Genomic DNA, 19,668 nt, shown 5'->3' with positions numbered 1-19,668 from the left:
ATTTTAGTGCGGTTGGGAAAATTATTCGGTCACAACAGAAATTCTCTGCTGAATATGAATTCCGTTTAATGCTTCATCAATCATGGCAATGGCATAGTCAGCGTAGCTGATAACGCTTTCACCTCTGGAGTTTAAGGTCAGTTCTTCACCGCTCAGAATGTATTTTCCGGTTCGGGGGCCTTCCGGCTGAAAATCTCCGGCGGGACTGAGGTAAGTCCATTTTACGTCTGTTCTGGTGCGAAGTTCATCAAGTGCCTGACCCATGCTGGAAGCCAGGGGACGGAATATTTCCGGAAAGTCAGCTTTGTCCATTACCTGCATGGTATGTTCCGGGTTTGTATACAGGCTGCCTGCACCGCCGACTACAAGAAGCCTTGTTTCTCTGTCCTTTACCAGATCACAGAGATGCTTCAGAGAAGTGCTGTGCTGCGGAAGAGTTTCCGGTGTCCATGTTCCGAAGGCATCAATGACCACGTCGAAGTCCTCCAGATCGGAAGGGGTCAGGTGAAACAGGTCTTTTCTGATAACATGAGAGGCTGCTGACTGATTTTCCCCGCGCACAACTGCGGTGACGTCAATCCCCCTTGCAGCGGCTTCTTTTACGAGTAATTTTCCAACTTTTCCATTTGCACAGATTACTGCGATTTTCATAATTTTGGTCCTCCTGATTTTTATTTTTGCAGATTGTCTTTTCCCGCCTGCAGGATTATAATAGTGCCGTAGGGACAAAAGGTAAAGTACGCACTTTTATGTGCCATAGTTACCGGAAAGAAACGATTGTGAAGAAATGGGGATTTGTATGGGAAAAAATTTACCTGCCTGTCCGGTGGAAACTACCTTAATGCTTATCAGTGACCGATGGAAGGTGCTGATTATCCGTGATTTGCTGGACGGTACAAAACGATTTGGGGAATTGAAGAAATCTGTTGGAGATATATCTCAGAAAGTTTTAACAGCAAACCTGCGCTCCATGGAAGAATGCGGCCTGCTTACGCGAAAGGTATTTCCAGAAGTGCCGCCGCGGGTGGAATACACTCTTACGGAAACAGGTTACAGCCTGAAGCCGGTTCTGGATGCCATGATGGAGTGGGGAACCGCATATAAACAGAAAAGCAGCAATTAAGAAATCAGCAGGAAAACCAGTCAGGGTTTTTCTGCTGGTTTTTTCTTCTACAGGAAATTCCTCTGGATTTCCTGTAGAAGAAAAAACAATGATGCGAAGCTCGCGGGGGCGATGTTTATTGCTGCGCAATCCGCTCGCGCGCGGAGAATGCGCTATGCGCATTATTTTTTCTTTTGCAGAAAGATTTTGTTATATCAGGTCACAGTCATATTTCCCCAGGCCTGTACATATATATGAAATCAGGAAGCGAGGAGGACAACTTATGGAGGAGATTATCAGTGTGGTTCCCGGACCATTGAAAGAACTCTGCCGGAGAAGTTTTGAGGAAGGCAGAGAGCCGGAAGAATTCCGGCTGCGTACGGGACAGCCTGTGATGGTGCTGGACCAGGGCGGAGAGTGGTACTGGGGCAGAGACGGACAGACAATTCAGAGATGTTCCAAAAACAGCTATATCTGGACGAAGCAGGATATGAAAGAAACACTGGCCAGGATGAGCCAGTATTCCATGTATGCGCTGGAAGAAGAAATCCGCAGCGGATTTTTCACCATAGAGGGCGGGCACAGAATTGGCGTGGTGGGGAAAACGGTCTGTGAACATGGAAAAATCCTTACCATCCGCAATATATACAGCCTGAATGTCCGTGTGGCAAGACAGAAAAAAGGATGTGCCGCCAGAATAATTCCATGGCTGGTACAGGAGGGAAGTATTTACAATACACTGATACTGTCACCGCCTGGAGTGGGGAAGACCACCATGCTCCGGGACTGTATCCGATTGTTGTCAGAGGGGACGCCGCAGCTTCCGGGACAGAAAGTGGGAGTGGTGGACGAGCGAAGCGAACTGGCAGCCAGTTTTCTGGGAATGCCTCAGAATGATCTGGGAATGCGGACAGATGTGCTGGATGCCTGCCCAAAGGCAGAGGGGATGCGACTTCTGGTACGCAGCATGTCTCCCAGGATTCTCGCAGTGGATGAGCTGGGCAGCAGGGAGGACTGCCTGGCGGTGGAAGAAGCTCTTCATTGCGGCTGTCGGATTCTGGGTACCATGCATGTGGGCAGCATGGGAGAACTGAGGGAAAAAATGTATTTTTCCCAGTGGCTGGAGCGGGAATTTTTTGAGCGTTTTGTGTTTTTAAGTCCGGGAGAGAAAGGGGAGAGAAGGTTTTCCGTATACAATGGAAAACTTGAAAAATTATGTTAAAACTGGCAGGAAGCCTTCTGGTAATTGCAGCATCTTTTTTGTATGGATGGAAATTGAATGAAGAACTTCGGGAGCATGTGGTACAGCTGGCAGGCATGAAGGAAATGCTGCTGATGCTCCGGGGAGAAATTTCCTATGCCAGAACACCTTTGAAAGAAGCATTTCGGCAGGTGGCTTCCCAGGGAAAAGAACCCTTTTCTTCCTTTCTGCTGAAAGCGGCGGAGGGACTGGACGGGACAGAGGACAGCATGGGAACATTCTGGAGCAGGCTGGTGGACCAGGAGGCAGGTAACTTTTATTTTACCAGAGAAGAACTTGGGCTTTTCAAACGGGCAGGGGAGAATTTTGGATATCTGGATACCCGGATGCAGTTAAAGAATCTGGAACTTTATATGGAGCAGACCGAAGGACTGCTCCGGAAAGCCCAAAAAGAACTGGAGGACAGGCAGAAGGTAGCCAGAATCTTAAGCCTGACCTGCGGCCTGTTTCTGGTAATTCTGCTGATTTAGCGGTGCGGAGGAAACTATGAGTATAAGTTTGATTTTTAAAATTGCAGCGGTTGGAATACTGGTTACTGTGCTGAGTCAGGTGTTAAAGCACAGCGGAAGGGAAGAACATGCCTTTCTGACCAGCCTGGCAGGACTTTTGATTGTGCTGTTCTGGATTGTGCCTTATATCTATGAGTTATTTGAAACCATGAAGAATCTGTTTGCCCTGTGAAACAGGAAGCAGAACGTATCAAAAATACGGAAATGCAAAAAGGTGCGGGAGCAGAAAATGGATATTTTAAAAATTGCAGTTCTTGGTATTGTGGGAACTTTGCTGGGAATTATGCTGAAAGAGCAGAAAAAAGAATATGAGCTGTTTGCCACTCTGGGCGTGTCACTGTGCATTTTTTATTTTATCATGTCTAAACTGGAACTGGTGCTGTCCGTAATCAGCCGGATGCAGGATTATGTGAAACTGGATTCAGGCTATCTGGCAATCCTGATCAAAATGATTGGAATTACCTATGTGGCGGAGTTTTCCTCCAACCTCTGCAAAGATGCGGGGTATCAGACAGTGGCAGGCCAGATTGAGATGTTTGGAAAACTGTCCATTCTGGTAATCAGTATGCCGGTGCTTCTGGTGCTGCTGGAGACCATCGGGGAGTTTTTAAGTTGAAAAGGTTTGGGTGATGAGATTGGGAAAAAAAGTATGGCTGTGTATTCTCTGCTTTTTCTGGTGGTTTTTTCTGGCCTGCGGGGAGGTTTACGGTGCGCAGAAGACGGAAGAGACGAAAGGATTTTACAATATGGAACAGGAAGATGCTTACGGAGCAAAAAGACAGGAAGAATCGGAGGAATTTTATCATGAAGAGACAGGAAAGGAGGCGCAGGAACTGGAGGATACACTGGATTCTTACCTTGCGGAACTGGATTTTTCAGAGATAGACTCCGTATTGAAGGGGCAGGAGAGCACCCGGCATCTGGATTTTCAGGAACTGGTCCGGAAGCTGACTGACGGGGAAGAACCGGACAGGGGATGGATACTGAAAGAGATTGCAGAAGCGGTATTTGCGGAAGTTGCAGCCTTTCGGGGCACACTGGTTCAGATTATGCTGCTGTGTTTTGTATTTGCCATTCTCTGTAATTTCGCAGACGTATTTGAAAATCCCGCGGTCACAGAACTCAGCTTTTATCTGGTCTATATGCTGCTGTTTGTCCTTCTGATGAAATCGTTTTTTATTCTCCGGGATGTGTCTGCCCAGGTCATTGATGAAATGATGGTTTTTCTGAAAGTGATGATCCCCACGTTTACCATGAGCATGACATTTTCCGGCCAGATTACCACTGCAGCAGGATTTTATGACATGACTTTTCTGCTGATTTACGCAATGGAATGGCTGCTGCGGGTAATGATACTTCCGGCGGTACAGATTTATATGGTGCTGGAGCTGATGAATTACCTTACGGAGGAAGATTTTCTTTCCCGGATGACAGAACTCTTAAAGTCCGGTATTGTCTGGGTGATGAAACTGCTGTTTACTGTTGTGGTTGGGATCAATGTGGTGCAGAATCTGCTGACCCCGGTGATTGACACGTTTAAAAGCAACCTGATTGCCAAAACAGCAGGAATGCTGCCGGGCCTTGGGGCTTCCGTCAATGCGGTGACGGAAATTATGGTAGGTTCCGGAATTATCATCAAAAACGGGATCGGACTGGCGGCCGTGCTGGTGCTGCTGGTACTCTGTGCCGGGCCTCTGATTAAAGTGGGCGTCATGACTTTTCTGTATAAACTGCTGGCAGCTGTAATGCAGCCGGTGTCGGACAGGCGGATGACAGGCTGTATCAGCAGTGCGGGAGAGAGCGGCAGGCTGCTGGGAAAAGTGGTGGTGACCACTACCATGATGTTTCTGGTAGCTGTGGCCATGATTACGGCGGCCACGACGTTCCGCTATTAGCTGCAGCCATTGAGACGGATATGTTTACGGAAAGGAACATGCTATGGATATTATTTACGGATGGATAAAAAATATCATATGCTTTTATATTTTTATTACAGTTATACTTCACCTGCTTCCAAAGGAAAATTATCGGAAATATGTGCGTTTTTTTACCGGTATGCTGCTGGTCATACTGGTGATGAATCCGGTACTGTCCCTGCTTGGAAAAGAAGAACTGATTCTGCAGAAAATCAGTCAGACCAGATTTTTTCAGGAACTTGACAATCTGAAAATGGATACGCAATATCTGGAACAGAGTCAGAAAAAGATCTATATGCGGGAATATGAGCGGGCCATTGCCATGGATATTAACGGGATGGCGGCCAGAAAACAGTTAAATTCCCTGCGGACGGAGGTACATCTGTCCGGAGAATATCAGGTGGAGTCCGTCACCATGGAGCTTAAGCATGACCGGGAAGATGAGTTTTCTCTGGGAGAAAAGAGTTCCGGGACGGAAGCAGAAGACAGTGCAAAGGTACAGGAATTCCGGAAAGAACTGATGGAATTTTATCAGTTAGAAGAGGGGCAGATTGAAATTGCCCTGCAGGGAGGATGAAAAGAATGAAGAAAAAAGAGTGGTTTTCTCCGGAAAAATTAAAGGGAATCCCCAAAAATCAGCTTTTAATCGGGGGTCTGGCGGGAGTGCTTCTTCTGGTTATTGCGCTGCCCACAGAACAGAAAAAACAGCAGGAAACGGAACTTTCTCAGGGAAAGGAAAGCGGAGTGGAACAGCCGGCCGCAAATTACAGCGGTTATGAAAAGGAGCTGGAGCGGAAGCTGGAGGAAATTCTGACGGCCATGGAAGGGGTCGGGAAAGTGGAGGTTATGATTACCCTGCAGGATAATGGGGAGCAGGTTCTGGAAAAAGATATATCCCGGAACAGCCAGGAAGTCACCGAAGAAGGAGAAGTAAAACGAAACACATATGAAAGCCAGTATCAGGAGGAGACAGTATTTGTGAAAGAATCAGGAAACGAGGGACAGCCCTTCATTGCAAAGGAATCTGTGCCGGCGGTGGAGGGGGTGCTGGTAGTGGCAGAGGGAGGCGGGAACGGAAAAGTGGCGAAAAATATTTCCGATGCAGTTTTAGCATTATTTCCGGTGGAAGTACATAAAATTAAGGTAGTTAAGATGAATTGACAGGAGGGTATCAGTTTTGAAGAAAGTATTTAAAAAGAACCAGATTATCATTACAGCTCTGGCTCTTATGATTGCGGTAGCGGGCTATCTGCAGTATACCGGAAGTCAGAGCGACAGCGACGTGGCCAAAGAGGCCAGTGCGGACACAAAAGAAACTACATATGAAATATCCGACGAAGATATGTACAGTGCAGAGGATATTTTTACGGACACAGAGGCCAGCGAGGAAACTTCTGCAGACGCACAGGATGCGGCTCTGGGGATTCAGACCGGAGAGGATATTGCAAAGGCAAACGGACAGAGCGACAATGTGGATAATCCCGGTGAGGCGGTACTGACCAGCAGCGGTGTGAATAATGTGAATTTTGCTTCCGAAGTAAAGCTGAACCGGGAACAGGTGCGTTCCCAGAATAAAGCGTCTCTTCTGGAAATCATCAATAATGCAGCCATCGGCGAAGAACAGAAGCAGGAAGCCATCAATGCCATGATTAACATGACAGATATTGCAGAGCGTGAGGCGGCTGCGGAAATGCTGCTGGAAGCAAAGGGATTTACAGATGTGGTGGTAAGTATCACCGACGGTAAAGCAGATGTGGTTCTGAACATGGGAGAAGTAACGGATGCAAAGCGGGCTCAGGTGGAAGATATCGTAAAACGTAAAACCAATGTGGAAGCGGAAAATATTATTATCACGCCCATTCAGAATTCTTCCACAGGAACAGGAACATCAGCAGAGTCAGGGGACGGTGCAGGCACAGATGCCGGAACAGGCCAGACGGAAGGAGCAGGAGCAGAGACTCCGGAAGGAAGCACGCAGGAGCCGGCGGGAGAGGAATAATTACGGGCACAGAGTACCTGTGAACAGTAACGTTTTTCGGAGATATTTCGGCAGACTGCCAGGAAAGCCTTTGCACTTTGCAGGGTAATTTGTTATAATACTTACAGTAATATTGTCAGAAAAGTGTTTGCAATGTCCTGATTCTGCAGAAAACAAAGGAGAGCAGGTGATAATGTGTCAGAGAAAGAATTAAGAAAACGAATTTTTTTGATTGTACTGGACAGTGTGGGGATCGGAGAAATGCCGGACGCGGCGGCGTTTGGGGACGAAGGAAGCAATACGCTGAAAGCAGCTTCCAAAAGCCGGTATTTTTCCATGCCCAATATGGCCGGACTGGGATTATTTAATATTGATGGAGCAGACATTGGGGAGCCGGTTAAGGCTCCCCTGGGTGCTTTTGCCAGAATGGCAGAGGCTTCCAGAGGAAAAGATACCACCATCGGGCACTGGGAGATTGCAGGCGTGATTTCCCGGCAGCCCCTGCCCACCTATCCGGAGGGGTTTCCTGCGGAAATCACAGAAGAATTTTCGAGGAGGACAGGGAGAGGCGTACTCTGCAACCAGCCTTATTCCGGCACGGAAGTTATCAGAGATTACGGAGAAGAGCACATGAAAACGGGAAATCTGATTGTATATACTTCTGCTGATTCCGTTTTTCAGGTGGCGGCCCATGAAGCTGTGGTTCCGGTGGAAACATTGTATGAATACTGTCAGACAGCCAGAGAACTGCTGACGGGAGTTCACGGAGTGGGAAGGGTGATTGCAAGACCTTTTGAAGGAGAACCGGGAAATTTCCGGCGTACCGTAAGGCGCCACGATTTTTCTCTGGAACCTCCGGCTGTTACCATGTTAGACCAGCTGAAAGAGACAGGCCGGGAAGTGCTGGGCATAGGGAAAATTTTTGATATTTTTGCCGGAAAAAGTGTGACAGATTCCGTGAGAACCACAGGAAATGCCGATGGAATTGAGAAAACCCTTAAATGGATGGAGCGGGAATTTGAAGGGCTGTGCTTTGTGAATCTGGTGGATTACGATATGCTTTACGGCCATCGAAATGATGTGGACGGATATGCCAGGGCCCTGACCTATTTTGACGAGCGGCTGCCGGAACTTCTGAGCAGGCTGCGGAAAGATGATATTCTGATGATTACAGCAGACCATGGCTGCGACCCGTCTACCCCTTCTACGGACCATTCCAGAGAATATACACCTCTGGTAATGTATGGAGCCAACGTTCCGGCAGGAAAAAATTTCGGCACCAGGAGCACCTTTGCCGATATCGGAGCAACCGTTCTTTCCTGTTTTGGAATAAATGGTACGGAAAAGAGAATCCAGGGGGAGAGCCTGTTAAGTTTTGACAGCAGGGTCTGCCCTTAAAGAAACTGTTCAGAAAAGGAGGAAAATGTTCAGAAAAGGAGGAAAATAAAATGAAAAAGAAACTTATGATGCGGATGGTGCCGGCTTTTATGTTTTTTCTGTTATGTTCCGGCTGCGGAATGGAGGAAAACATCGTGATTAATCCGGATCTTTCTTCCAGTATTACTTTGAAGTCTTACACAACCGATGAGGAAGAAGTGATGATTTCACAGGAGCTGGAAGGCGTCACTTATCAGCAGATGATGGAAGGAGCCGGTTTTGTCAGTGCCGGAAAAGAGGAACTGTACAGCGAGGAGCATAATGTATACCAGCTTGTGATGAACAGGTCTGCAGCGGAAACCGCAAATGATTTTGCTGTTGTGAATAACAGTCAGGCGGTGATGTGGGCAGGAGAGCTGGCAGAAATGCAGGAACAGTTTGAAGAGTATACACAGGATGACTTTGCGGATGACGATCTGGATGGATATGTTTACACCTCGGACGGTATCCGTATACTGCAAAATGATTTGAACATTACCTGTCCCTTTGTGGTTGCGGTAACAAATGGCGATGTGATGGAGGATGGACGTACCGTTCAGTTCTGCCTGGATGAACTGGAAGATTATGAGAGGCTGTTTGCGGTGGGCAGCAAAAGGGTTGCGCGTATCCGGACATGCACCATCAGCGGTGTGGAAGACGGAGGTTTTTACCGGAAAGACAAGGTGGTAAAAGCCACATCTGACGGGGTAATTATCAGTTTCAGCGTAAATGGTGAGAGTCTGCCGGTCAACGAGTACCGCGCTGTCCGGGAAGGGACTTACCGGGTGCGGGTAAAAATGCTTTCAGGAGCTACCCGGAAGGTGAAATTTACCATTGACAAGACAAAGCCCACTACAAATATCAGATCTAAAAAATACAAAAAGAAAGTAAAAATTACCTTCCGGGACGAAAACTCCGGTGTGAAAAAGGCTGTTCTGGACGGAAAGAAAATCAAAAACGGAACCGTTGTGACGAAAAAAGGCTCTCATGTATTAAAAATTACTGACAAAGCAGGCAATGTAAAGACAGTAAGATTTTCCATCCGGAAGTGAGGAAGCCTGAATGAAACGAAAATCTTATGAAATAGATATGTGCAACGGCCCCCTGTTTTCAAAAATCCTGCTGTTTGCCATCCCGCTGATGATATCCAGTATTTTGCAGCTTTTATTCAATGCGGCAGATATGGTGGTGGTGGGAAGATTTGCGGGAAGTACCGCACTGGCGGCGGTGGGGGCCAATGCTTCCCTGATTAATCTGCTGACCAATCTGTTTATCGGGTTTTCTGTGGGAGCAAATGTGCTGGTTGCAAGATTTTACGGGGCCGGAAAAGAGCAGGATATCAGTGAAACAGTCCACAGTGCCGTGGTGCTGAGTCTGGTCAGCGGCCTGGGACTGATGGTATTTGGCATGGCGGTGGCGCCCCGGATTCTGGTGGTTATGGGAACCCCGGGAGACGTTCTGAGCCAGGCAGTTTTGTATATCCGGATTTATTTTGCAGGAATGCCGGTGATTTTACTGTACAATTTCGGAAGTTCCATTTTAAGGGCGGTGGGTGATACCCGGCGGCCTTTGTATTATCTGTCCGGAGCAGGCGTTATTAATGTTGTACTGAACCTGATTTTTGTGATTGGATTTCACCTGGGCGTGGCCGGAGTTGCGCTGGCCACCGTGATTTCCCAGGTGATATCGGCAGGCCTGGTTTTCCGCTGTCTGACCCGTATGAAAGGGGGATGCCGGGTAGAATGGCAGAAAATGCGGATGAAAAAGGAAAAGGTGATGCAGATAGTGCGCATCGGTCTTCCGGCAGGACTGCAGGGAACGGTATTTTCCCTGTCCAATGTGCTGATACAGTCCTCAGTCAATTCTTTTGGTTCCGTGGCCATGGCGGGCAATACAGCAGCTCAGAATATAGAAGGTTTTATTTACATGTCCATGAATGCCTGCCATCAGACTGCCCTGAGCTTTACCAGTCAGAATTTTGGAGCAGGAAATTACAGACGAATTGGAAAAGTACTGATGGAATGCCTGGCCATGGTAACGGTTGTGGGACTTGTAATGGGCTGGAGCGCATATCTGTGCGGCGGCCGGCTTCTGGGTATTTATTCTTCGGACCCGAAAGTCATTGAGGTGGGCCTGCTGCGGCTTTCCGTGATCTGTACCGCCTATTGTCTGTGCGGAATTATGGATGTGATGGTGGGAGAGCTGCGGGGGCTGGGCTATGCGGTTTTGCCCATGATTGTATCGCTGCTGGGAGCCTGCGGGTTCCGGATTCTCTGGATTTTTACGGTATTTCAGAGTCACCGCAGTCTGTGGGTGCTGTATATTTCCTATCCGGTATCCTGGGTACTGACCGGGGCAGTCCATATGGTTTGTTACATTTTGATACGAAAGAAGCTGTTCAGTCTTCAGGAGGGAAAGATATGATTGCAGGGGCATTTATGGTTCCTCACCCGCCGCTGATAGTACCGGAAGTGGGCAGAGGACAGGAAAGGAATATTCAGAGTACCATAGACGCATATCATGAAGTGGGGCGCAGAATCGGCCGGTTAAAACCGGAAGTTATTGTTCTGATTTCCCCGCATCAGACCATGTATGCAGATTATTTTCATATATCCCCGGGAACAGGTGCAAGAGGGGATTTTGGCCGGTTTCAGGCAGGACAGGTGAAAACAGAAGTGGCTTATGATACGGAATTTGTGGAGCAGCTGTGCAGAAAGGCAGGAAAGGCAGGACTGCCTGCAGGCACAGAGGGAGAGCAGACCAGCCGGCTGGATCATGGAACCATGGTGCCATTGTATTTCGTGAACCAGTATTGGAGGTCGTACCGGCTGGTTCGGATGGGGCTGTCCGGCCTTTCTTTTTCCCTGCATTATCAGTTGGGACAGAAACTGCGGGAGACGGCAGAAGCCCTGGACAGGCGGATGGTGCTGATTGCCAGTGGAGACCTCTCCCACAGGCTGAAACCGGACGGGCCTTACGGATATCAGAAGGAGGGGCCGGAATATGACCGTCGTGTGATGGAGGCCATGGGAAAAGGAAAGTTTCAGGAATTGCTGAAATTCGACGAGTCTTTCTGTGAGCGGGCAGGGGAATGCGGTCATCGTTCCTTTGTCATAATGGCAGGAGCACTGGAGCAGGAAGAAATTACGCCTCAGCGCCTTTCTTATGAGGGGCCTTTTGGGGTGGGGTATGGTATTTGCGCATATGAGGTGAAGAAATGAGAGAACAGAGATTACAGGAAGATGAATATGTAAGGCTTGCCCGGAAAGTGATTGAAACTTATGTCCGTACGGGAAAAAAGCCTGAGCTGCCCGCAGGGCTGCCGGAGGAAATGCGTCATGGCAGGGCGGGTGTTTTTGTTTCGATAAAAAAGGCAGGACAGCTCCGGGGATGTATTGGAACCATTCAGGCAGTGCGCGGTTCCATAGCGGAGGAAATCGTGGAAAATGCCGTCAGCGCCTCCGTTCATGACCCCAGGTTTACTCCGGTCAGAGAGGAAGAACTGGCGCAGCTTTCCATCAGTGTGGACGTACTTGGAGAACTGGAGCCGGTTGCTTCCCTGGGGCAGCTGGATGTGAAACGGTATGGCCTGGTTGTGACAAAGGGCCGGCGCCGGGGACTTTTACTGCCCAATCTGGAAGGTGTGGATACGGTGGAGCAGCAGGTGGCCATTGCCATGGGAAAGGCAGGCATTGGAAGTGATGAAAAGGTGGAACTGGAGCGGTTTGAAGTGGTACGCCATGTGTAAGAAGGAGGAGTCCGTTTTATGAAAGAGGCGGTATGTCAGGTGTGCATCCATGGCTGTCGGCTGAAGCCCGGACAATGGGGAATGTGCGGTGCAAGGAAAAATGAAAATGGGAAAATTGTCTGTGGGAATTACGGACAGATTACTTCTCTGGCACTGGACCCCATTGAAAAAAAGCCTCTGAAAATGTTCCATCCGGGTGCCATGATTCTTTCGGTGGGCAGTTTTGGCTGTAATTTAAGATGTCCCTTCTGCCAGAATCATCGGATTTCCATGGCGGGGGCAGGAGAAGCAGAGACAGTATTTCTTTCTCCGCAGGCTTTGGTAAAAAGAGCAAAATCCTGTCAGAGGGAAGGAAATTTGGGTCTGGCATTTACCTATAATGAGCCGTTGGTGGGCTGGGAGTATGTGCGGGACGCAGCCAGACTCAGCAGGGCGGCCGGCATGAAGAATGTACTGGTCACCAATGGGACAGCCTCCCCTGATGTGCTGCAGGAGCTGCTTTTGTTCATGGATGCCATGAATATTGATCTGAAATCTTTTCGCAGAGAAACTTATCGGAAGCTGGGCGGAGATCTGGATACGGTGCAGCAGTTTATTTTGCAGGCGGCTGCCTCCTGTCACGTGGAACTGACCACACTGATTGTTCCGGGACAGAACGACAGCGTGGCGGAGATGGAGGAAGAAGCCCGCTGGATAGCTTCCGCAGACAGGAAAATTCCCCTTCATGTGACCCGGTTTTTCCCCCGTTATCAGATGTCAGACCGAAGGGCGGTTTCCGAACAGCAGATATACCGTCTGGCGGAGGCAGCAGGAAAGTATCTGGACCATGTATTTACAGGAAATTGCCAAAGGGTGTAAAAATTGTTGGAAATGTGATATAATCGGTTCTGAAACAGAAATGGAGGATCATATATTATGGCAAAAGAATTATTAAAAAGAAGTCAGGTGGCACAGGAAGATACCTGGGCGGTAGAAGAATTATACGGTTCAGCGGAACTGTTTCTGGAAGACGCCGGCCGGCTGGAACAGATGGTGGAAGAATTAAAGGATTTTACAGAGGATTATCTGACAGAAAAAGGAGAACATCTGCTGGAATATTTTAAAAAGCTGGAGGAGGCCGAAGTTCTGCTGGAGAAAGGCCTCTGCTGGTCAGAGCGGAATAAGGATGTGGATACAGCTGACGACAATTTCCAGGCCTTAAGCGGGAAAATGATGGGAATTTATCACAAATACGGAACAGTGACCGCACCCATAGATACCTGGATCGTGTCGATGGAAGAAGAAAAGATTCAGCAGTTTTACCAGGAAACACCGGAGCTTTGCAATTACAGAGTGACCATTGAGGATCTGCGCAGGTTAAAAGACCATACCCTGTCGCCGGAACTGGAGGAACTGCTGGCAGCCTCAGGGGAAATGGGCAGCGCTGTGGAGAAATCCTACGGTCTTCTGACCAATGCGGATTTTGAAAATCCGTCGGTAAAAGATGCAGACGGGGAACTGGTGAAAGTCAGTACCGGACGGTTTATTCCCCTGCTGGAAAGTCAGGACGTACGGGTGCGCAGAGATACCTTTCAGTCTTATTATGCCCGGTATGAGCAGTATAAGAATACCTTTGCCTCCCTTTACGAAGGCAAAGCCAAAGGCAATTATTTTTATGCGAAGGCAAGAAAGTATGATTCTTCCATGGAAGCAGCAGTAGACGCCAATAATGTTCCGAAGGAAGTGTATTACAATCTGATTGAAGCTGTTCATGAAAACATCCATTATATGCACGATTATATGGCGCTGCGCAAAAAACTCATGGGCGTGGAAGAACTCCACATGTATGATATCTATGCGCCCATTGTGGCTCCGGAAACAGAACATGTTTCTTTTGAACAGGCTCAGGAGGAAATTCTGGAGGCATTGCAGGTTCTGGGAGAAGATTATGTAAGTGTGCTGAGACAGGGATTTGAAAACCGTTGGATTGACAAATATGAAAATGAAAATAAGAGAGGCGGAGCTTATTCAGCAGGCTGTTATGGAGTCCATCCCTATGTACTGATGAATTATCAGAATAATATGGATTCAGAATTTACCCTTGCCCATGAAATGGGACATGCACTGCATTCCTGGTATTCTGCAAAATATAACAATGTGTTTGACAGTAATTATAAAATATTTGTGGCAGAGGTGGCTTCCACCTGCAATGAGGCGCTGCTGATGAACCATCTGCTGAATCATACCACAGATAAAAAGAAAAAGGCTTATCTTATCAATTATTTTCTGGAGCAGTTCCGAACCACGCTGTACCGTCAGACCATGTTTGCGGAATTTGAGCTTCTGACTCATGAGATGGTGGAAAAGGGAAAAGCCCTGACAGCGGAAGCACTGAAAAAGCTCTATTATGATCTGAATGTGCAGTATTACGGAAATGACATGACCGTCGATGAGGAAATAGCCATTGAGTGGGCGAGAATTCCACACTTCTATTATAATTTTTATGTGTATCAGTATGCCACCAGCTTTGCAGCGTCCATGGCTCTCAGCAAAAAGATTCTGGAGGAAGGACAGCCGGCAGTGGAACGTTATCTGAAGTTTTTAAGCGGCGGATGCAGTAAATCCCCCATCGACCTTTTAAAGGACGCCGGTGTGGATATGACCACCAAAGAACCCATACGGGAAGCGCTGAAAACTTTTGGTGAACTGATTGGAGAAATGGAGGAACTGTTTTGTCAGATTTAGAAAAAGAGATAGAGAAGCGCAGGACTTTTGCCATTATTTCCCATCCGGATGCGGGAAAAACCACTCTGACAGAGAAGTTTCTTCTGTATGGAGGAGCCATTAATCTTGCAGGTTCCGTGAAAGGAAAGGCCACTGCCCGCCATGCAGTATCTGACTGGATGGAGATAGAAAAGGAGAGGGGTATTTCCGTCACTTCTTCCGTACTGCAGTTTAATTACGATGGTTACTGTATCAATATTCTGGATACGCCGGGCCATCAGGATTTCTCGGAGGATACTTACCGTACATTGATGGCGGCTGATTCTGCTGTGATGGTGATTGACGGTTCCAAAGGTGTGGAGGCCCAGACCAGAAAACTGTTTAAGGTATGCGTGATGCGGCATATTCCCATTTTTACCTTTATCAATAAAATGGACCGGGATGCCAACGATACCTTTGAACTGTTAGATGAAATTGAAAAAGAGCTGGGAATTGCCACCTGTCCCATAAACTGGCCCATAGGCTCCGGAAAGAATTTCAAAGGAGTATTTGACAGAAACACCAGAAAAGTCATGACTTTTGCAGATACCTTAAAAGGTACAAAAGAAGGAGTGGAAAAGGATATTGCCCTGGACGATCCCGTTCTGGCAGCAGAGATTGGGGAGGACTATAAGGCAGTGCTGGAAGAAGAAATTGAACTGCTGGACGGGGCCAGTGCAGAATTTGATATGGAACTGGTGTCAAAAGGAGAACTTTCTCCGGTGTTTTTCGGTTCTGCTCTGACCAATTTCGGTGTGGAAACCTTTTTACAGCATTTTCTGCAGATGACCAGTTCCCCCCTGCCCAGAAAAGCGGATACGGGAGAAATCAATCCTTTTTCACAGGATTTTTCCGCTTTTGTATTCAAGATTCAGGCAAATATGAATAAGGCCCACAGAGACAGGATTGCCTTTATGCGAATCTGTTCCGGGAAATTTGAGGCGGGCATGGAGGTATTTCATGTACAGGGAAATAAAAAAATGCGTCTTTCTCAGCCCCAGCAGATGATGGCCCAGGAACGAAAAATCGTGGAAGAGGCCTGTGCGGGAGATATTATCGGCGTGTTCGACCCTGGTATTTTTTCCATTGGAGACACCATTCTCACCGGAGGAAATAAGTTTGAATTTGAGGGGATCCCTACGTTTGCACCGGAGCATTTTGCCAGAGTACGGCAGTTAGACACCATGAAGCGCAAACAGTTTGTAAAAGGCATTACCCAGATTGCTCAGGAAGGAGCCATTCAGATTTTTCAGGAATACCATACGGGAATGGAGGAAATTATTGTGGGCGTGGTGGGCGTTCTGCAGTTTGATGTGCTGAAATACCGTCTGGAAAATGAATACAATGTGGATATCCGTCTGGAAAATCTTCCCTATGAACATATCCGCTGGATTGAAAATAAAGAGATTGATATGGAAAAACTCACGGGAACTTCCGATATGAAAAAAATTCAGGATCTGAAGGGGAATCCTCTGCTGCTGTTTGTAAACAGCTGGAGTGTGGGAATGACGCTGGATCGAAATGAGGGACTGATACTGTCAGAATTCGGACGAAATTAAAAGGAAACAGAAAGGGCTGCGGCAAAACAGTTGCTGTATACAGCATATGGTACAGACCGAACGGGTCTTATCCGTATATGGTATACAGGCTGTGTGCCGCAGCCCTGAGTTTTATTTTCCGCTGCTATGGTATCCTGATGCTGTCCCAAAAATTGTGTTCAGTGACAGCCTACTGGAATAATTTAAATTCATAGCCCTGAGCTCTGGTCTGGTCGATGAAATCCCCCAGTATCTGTGTATTTGTTTCTGACTCGGCGTGCAGCAGGTAAATGGCGCCGGGGTGCAGGCAGTCCATAAGTTTCTGAAGGCTTTCTCCTGGGTCAGGCTGATTATTTACATCATAATCCAGGTAGGCGAAACTCCAGAATATGCTTTTATAATTCAGGTTATTTAAAAGCGCTGCGGACTGTTCGCTGAATTTGCCGGCAGGATAGCGGAAGAGGTGCATGTCATAGTCAAACTGTTCTTTGATATAACTATGATTGCCGGTAACTTCTTCCGTCTGCTGCTCAATGGTCTGAGAGGGCAGGCCTGCGGCCGGGTGAGTAACGCTGTGATTGCCTACTTCATGTCCTTCGTCAATCATCCGCTGAACCAGGTCAGGATTCTGGGATGCAAAAGATTTGGTTACAAAAAAGACAGCATGTACATTTTTTTCTTTCAATGTATCCAGAATCCGCGGAGAACAGCCATATTCGTAACCCTCATCAATGGTGAGGTAAATTACCTTTTTCTCCGGTTCATCCACGATAAAGTGAGCATTGCACTTTCCGTATTTCTCCTGATACTGCATACAGCCTGCAGGCCGGTTCCACTGGTCTTTGTCTCCGCCCTGTCCCCAGTCCAGGCAGGCAGTGTCCAGTCCGTTCAGGTCAAGCTGCGTATTCTGCAGTACAATTCCCTTTTCCGTGGGCCTGGTGTCAAATCCTTCCGGGTTATCCAGATCAGCCAGTGTAAAAGGTTCGTCCTGTTCGTCCTGGCTTTCACTTTCCGGATGCTCAGAAAGGTCGTCCTTCTTTTCAGCGGCTTCTTTTTTCTTTTTTTCTTTTTCAGCGGCCTCTTTTTTCTCCTGTTCTTTGCGGGCCTGTTCTTCCTGTTTCTGCTGTTCCCGCTCATTTGCGGATTTTACAGCGCCGGTGACGCCCACAATAACAGCAAGTATTACGACTACCGCAACTACGCAGGTGAGGAGGCGGAGTTCCTGATTTCTCCTTCTCCTGCGTCTCTTTCTTCTTTTCTGCATAAAATATTTCTCTGCCTTTCTTTTAAAAATTGGCTTTTGCCCCGTTACGGGGCAGGGCTCTGACCAGTTTTATTTTAACTGATAACAAGTCTATTGTATACAATTGCCGGAAAAAAAACAATTGAGAATTTCTTAATTTGATTATGGTATGAAGTGCAGGGCCAGAGGTGATTCGGCACCTGAGTTACCTTATGAAATTTCTTCATCATCGGCCATCCGGTAGCCTACGCCCACCTCTGTAAAAATATAAACCGGCTGAGCCGGGTTTTTCTCCAGTTTGCGGCGTATATTAGCCATATTTACTCTTAAAATTTTGTTGTCAGATTCGGCATAGGGCCCCCATACATTGTTCATAACTGCGGAATAGGTCATAACCTTGCCGGAGTTCTGAGCCAGGAATGCCACAATTTTGTATTCAATGGGCGTGAGATGAACGGCTTCCTCATGGATGGTAATGGTGCGTTTGAAAAAGTCAATTTTCAGGCCTTTGGCCTGATAGGGATGCTGGGGGAGTCCGTTATCGCTGTTCACCTTGTTGCTATGCCGCAACGAAGTGCGGATTCTGGCCAGCAGTTCGGAGGTGCCGAAGGGTTTGGTGAGATAGTCATCGGCGCCGGCGTCCAGAGCCCTTACCTTGTCATCTTCCAGTGTACGGGCGGAAACTACAATAATAGGAGAGCCGGACCAGGTGCGAAGACTGCGGATAATCTCCATACCGTCCATATCCGGCAGTCCCAGGTCAAGCAGAAAAATGTCAGGACAGAGAGAGGAAGCAAGGGAAAGAGCTTCTGCTCCGGTGGATGCACAGACAACACGATAATTATGAGAAGTCAGTGTCCTGGATGTAAAATCGCTGATACTTTTTTCATCTTCGATGAGAAGTACGGTAAATTTGTGCATTACATTTCCTCCTTTGGTAGTGTGAAAAGAAATTCAGCACCTTCTGCGTGATTTTCAGCAGAAATGCTGCCTTTATGTGCGGTAACGACTGTCTTGCAGATAGACAGACCGATACCCATACCTTTTCGTATGTCTGAGGAAGAACCTTCGGAATAAGTGCCGTCAAAAATATGTTCCAGCTGGTTTTCCTGCAGGCCTACTCCATAATCAATAATGCGGAAACAGACAGTCCGTGGATGATTTTCCACAATCAGGCGGACCGGTTTGCTGCTTCCGGAATGAGTAATGGCATTTTCGAGGAGATTGAGCAGAACCTGTTCAATCAGCATGGCATCCATGGAAACCATAAGGATTTCTGAAGGGACGGTTACATCAATTTCAGCATCAGGAAATCGTTTCTGTATGCGGGTTACGGACTCAGCTACCACTTCGTCCACAATTTCCGGAAAAGTATTCAGGCGGGAAGTACCGGTCTGAATCCTGGTCACAGACAGAAGATTCTCCACCATGTTCAGGAGCCAGCCCGCATCATCGTGAATATTGCGGATGAGTTCCTGCCATTCCTCCGGGTCGGGTTTGTCTCCCTCTGCCTCAATGGATGAAATAGAACCCAGAATGCTGGTCAGCGGGGTACGCAGATCATGGGAAACAGCACGGAGGAGATTGGCTCGCATTTTTTCTTTTTCGGCTTCCATCAGCTGTTTTTCATGAAATGCAAGGATTTTTGTCTGCTGTTTCAGGTGGGTTGTGGTGATACTGGTAATAGAAGAAAGCGTCAGCATGCACATAAATGTAAAAGGGTAATCCTGAAGCGTAAAATCTATCCGGAAATATGGATAGGAAAAGAAACAATTGATAAAAATAATACTGAGGAAAGATGCAAAAATGCCATAAAAATACCCGTTTGTATACCGTGCAACAGAGATAATTCCAACAATATAAAACAGGGCGATATTTGCCGGGTTCTCAGAGACGAAATAAAACAGAAAAAACGTCAGCCCGGTGGTGAAAAACAGAAGTCCGATGGTAACAGCAAAATCGTGGAACAGTTGTCTCTTGATATTCTTATTCATCTGGTAACCTCGATTATTCTGGATTTGATATATTATTTGTCATTTACTGTAACATGAAGCGGGAAAGTATTCAAGGAGGAAAAATTTTTTTAACGGTTTTTTAGCAAAAAGTGGATGAGCCGTCAGGAAAAGTGTGGTAGAATAACATAACAGGCTCACGGTTTTTATTTTCCATGGGGTTTTAACAGTTACCAAAAAATAATATTCAGGAGGAAGAAAAG

At 47.3% G+C, this 19,668-nt stretch carries 21 protein-coding genes; 17 read left to right on the top strand and 4 right to left on the bottom strand.

Annotation, left to right across the window (positions count from 1 at the left end; translation table 11 throughout):
- Positions 1–21 precede the first annotated feature (21 nt).
- On the bottom strand, positions 22–651 hold the full coding sequence (locus C805_RS24620) for an SDR family oxidoreductase (RefSeq protein WP_016216781.1): 630 nt from the start codon (positions 649–651) through the stop codon (positions 22–24).
- Positions 652–799: 148 nt separating this feature from the next.
- Between C805_RS24620 and C805_RS24615 the strand changes: the two genes are divergently transcribed.
- From C805_RS24615 to C805_RS24540, 17 genes are all read left to right on the top strand, one after another.
- The gene (locus tag C805_RS24615; RefSeq protein WP_016216780.1) at positions 800–1,123 is read left to right on the top strand and encodes a winged helix-turn-helix transcriptional regulator; all 324 of its coding nucleotides are present in this window, start codon (positions 800–802) and stop codon (positions 1,121–1,123) included.
- Between the two features lie 262 nt (positions 1,124–1,385).
- Positions 1,386–2,324 carry a stage III sporulation protein AA gene (gene spoIIIAA / locus C805_RS24610; protein ID WP_016216779.1) on the top strand — a complete coding sequence of 313 codons (939 nt, stop codon included), beginning with the start codon at positions 1,386–1,388 and terminating at the stop codon, positions 2,322–2,324.
- A complete protein-coding gene (locus C805_RS24605) occupies positions 2,318–2,833 on the top strand; it encodes a stage III sporulation protein AB (protein WP_016216778.1) in 516 nt (171 codons plus the stop codon). Before spoIIIAA ends, C805_RS24605 begins: the two co-directional genes overlap by 7 nt.
- Positions 2,834–2,849: 16 nt before the next feature.
- On the top strand, positions 2,850–3,044 hold the full coding sequence (gene spoIIIAC, locus C805_RS24600) for a stage III sporulation protein AC (protein WP_016216777.1): 195 nt from the start codon (positions 2,850–2,852) through the stop codon (positions 3,042–3,044).
- A gap of 57 nt (positions 3,045–3,101) precedes the next feature.
- Positions 3,102–3,488, top strand: a complete 387-nt coding sequence (locus C805_RS24595) for a SpoIIIAC/SpoIIIAD family protein (RefSeq protein ID WP_016216776.1) — start codon at positions 3,102–3,104, stop codon at positions 3,486–3,488.
- A 13-nt stretch (positions 3,489–3,501) separates the two neighbouring features.
- Positions 3,502–4,767 (top strand): stage III sporulation protein AE, encoded by a 1,266-nt coding sequence (locus C805_RS24590; protein ID WP_022751505.1) that lies wholly within the window; start codon positions 3,502–3,504, stop codon positions 4,765–4,767.
- A gap of 43 nt (positions 4,768–4,810) precedes the next feature.
- The gene (locus C805_RS24585) at positions 4,811–5,365 is read left to right on the top strand and encodes a stage III sporulation protein AF (protein WP_016216774.1); all 555 of its coding nucleotides are present in this window, start codon (positions 4,811–4,813) and stop codon (positions 5,363–5,365) included.
- Between the two features lie 5 nt (positions 5,366–5,370).
- Entirely contained in the window at positions 5,371–5,949 is a 579-nt protein-coding gene (locus tag C805_RS24580) for a stage III sporulation protein AG (protein WP_016216773.1), read from the top strand.
- A 16-nt stretch (positions 5,950–5,965) separates the two neighbouring features.
- Entirely contained in the window at positions 5,966–6,787 is an 822-nt protein-coding gene (locus tag C805_RS24575) for a SpoIIIAH-like family protein (RefSeq protein WP_016216772.1), read from the top strand.
- Positions 6,788–6,961: 174 nt separating this feature from the next.
- Positions 6,962–8,164: a phosphopentomutase gene (locus C805_RS24570; RefSeq protein WP_016216771.1), complete on the top strand. Its 1,203-nt coding sequence runs from the start codon at positions 6,962–6,964 to the stop codon at positions 8,162–8,164.
- 50 nt (positions 8,165–8,214) lie between these two features.
- Positions 8,215–9,234 (top strand): hypothetical protein, encoded by a 1,020-nt coding sequence (locus C805_RS24565; RefSeq protein WP_016216770.1) that lies wholly within the window; start codon positions 8,215–8,217, stop codon positions 9,232–9,234.
- Positions 9,235–9,244: 10 nt separating this feature from the next.
- Positions 9,245–10,606, top strand: a complete 1,362-nt coding sequence (locus C805_RS24560; protein WP_016216769.1) for an MATE family efflux transporter — start codon at positions 9,245–9,247, stop codon at positions 10,604–10,606.
- The gene (gene amrB / locus C805_RS27675) at positions 10,603–11,403 is read left to right on the top strand and encodes an AmmeMemoRadiSam system protein B (RefSeq protein ID WP_016216768.1); all 801 of its coding nucleotides are present in this window, start codon (positions 10,603–10,605) and stop codon (positions 11,401–11,403) included. The genes C805_RS24560 and amrB overlap by 4 nt, the downstream gene beginning before the upstream one ends.
- Complete coding sequence (gene amrA, locus C805_RS27670; protein ID WP_016216767.1) at positions 11,400–11,930, top strand: AmmeMemoRadiSam system protein A; 531 nt, start codon at positions 11,400–11,402, stop codon at positions 11,928–11,930. The genes amrB and amrA overlap by 4 nt, the downstream gene beginning before the upstream one ends.
- A gap of 18 nt (positions 11,931–11,948) precedes the next feature.
- The gene (gene amrS, locus C805_RS24550) at positions 11,949–12,788 is read left to right on the top strand and encodes an AmmeMemoRadiSam system radical SAM enzyme (RefSeq protein ID WP_016216766.1); all 840 of its coding nucleotides are present in this window, start codon (positions 11,949–11,951) and stop codon (positions 12,786–12,788) included.
- Positions 12,789–12,845: 57 nt separating this feature from the next.
- Positions 12,846–14,654 (top strand): oligoendopeptidase F, encoded by a 1,809-nt coding sequence (gene pepF, locus C805_RS24545; protein WP_016216765.1) that lies wholly within the window; start codon positions 12,846–12,848, stop codon positions 14,652–14,654.
- Positions 14,642–16,231 carry a peptide chain release factor 3 gene (locus tag C805_RS24540; protein ID WP_016216764.1) on the top strand — a complete coding sequence of 530 codons (1,590 nt, stop codon included), beginning with the start codon at positions 14,642–14,644 and terminating at the stop codon, positions 16,229–16,231. Before pepF ends, C805_RS24540 begins: the two co-directional genes overlap by 13 nt.
- Positions 16,232–16,400: 169 nt before the next feature.
- On the opposite strand, the gene C805_RS0107095 is transcribed toward C805_RS24540, so the two are convergent.
- The 3 genes from C805_RS0107095 to C805_RS24530 form a co-directional block, all read right to left on the bottom strand.
- Positions 16,401–17,474 (bottom strand): delta-lactam-biosynthetic de-N-acetylase, encoded by a 1,074-nt coding sequence (locus tag C805_RS0107095; protein ID WP_016216763.1) that lies wholly within the window; start codon positions 17,472–17,474, stop codon positions 16,401–16,403.
- Positions 17,475–17,663: 189 nt separating this feature from the next.
- Entirely contained in the window at positions 17,664–18,374 is a 711-nt protein-coding gene (locus C805_RS24535) for a response regulator (protein WP_016216762.1), read from the bottom strand.
- Positions 18,374–19,447: a sensor histidine kinase gene (locus C805_RS24530; RefSeq protein ID WP_016216761.1), complete on the bottom strand. Its 1,074-nt coding sequence runs from the start codon at positions 19,445–19,447 to the stop codon at positions 18,374–18,376. Before C805_RS24530 ends, C805_RS24535 begins: the two co-directional genes overlap by 1 nt.
- Positions 19,448–19,668 lie beyond the last annotated feature (221 nt).

This window comes from Eubacterium sp. 14-2 (assembly GCF_000403845.2).
GTDB lineage: Bacteria > Bacillota > Clostridia > Lachnospirales > Lachnospiraceae > Petralouisia.
This window is presented reverse-complemented; position numbering and strand designations above follow the sequence as displayed.